1 protein-coding gene is annotated in these 245 nt (G+C 51.4%); it reads right to left on the bottom strand.

Annotated features, from left to right (window positions below; translation table 11 throughout):
- A partial coding sequence (locus tag R0K30_RS23070; RefSeq protein ID WP_410613308.1) for a cbb3-type cytochrome c oxidase subunit I occupies positions 1-244 on the bottom strand: 244 nt, incomplete at its 3' end.
- Between the last annotated feature and the right edge of the window lies 1 nt (position 245).

The raw sequence follows: 245 nt of genomic DNA, 5'->3' as shown, positions 1-245 counted from the left end.
CATCAGGAGCGCCTCCTAAAAACCAGCTCAGATTCAAAAAGATGCCTCCGAAGAAAAACAGCCAAAATCCGAGCGCATTCAAAAATGGGAATGAAACGTCACGCGCCCCGATCTGCAGCGGCACAACCGCGTTCATCAGCCCGAATAACAGCGGCATCGCCGCCAGGAAAATCATTGTCGTGCCGTGCATCGTCATAATTTCATTAAACTGCTGCGCACCCATAAAATCGTTCCCCGGCCTCAAG

Source organism: Bacillus sp. SIMBA_154, from assembly GCF_046536015.1.
Lineage (GTDB): Bacteria > Bacillota > Bacilli > Bacillales > Bacillaceae > Bacillus > Bacillus pumilus_P.
Note: the sequence above shows the minus strand (reverse complement) of the source record. Positions and strands in the feature narration are given on the sequence as shown.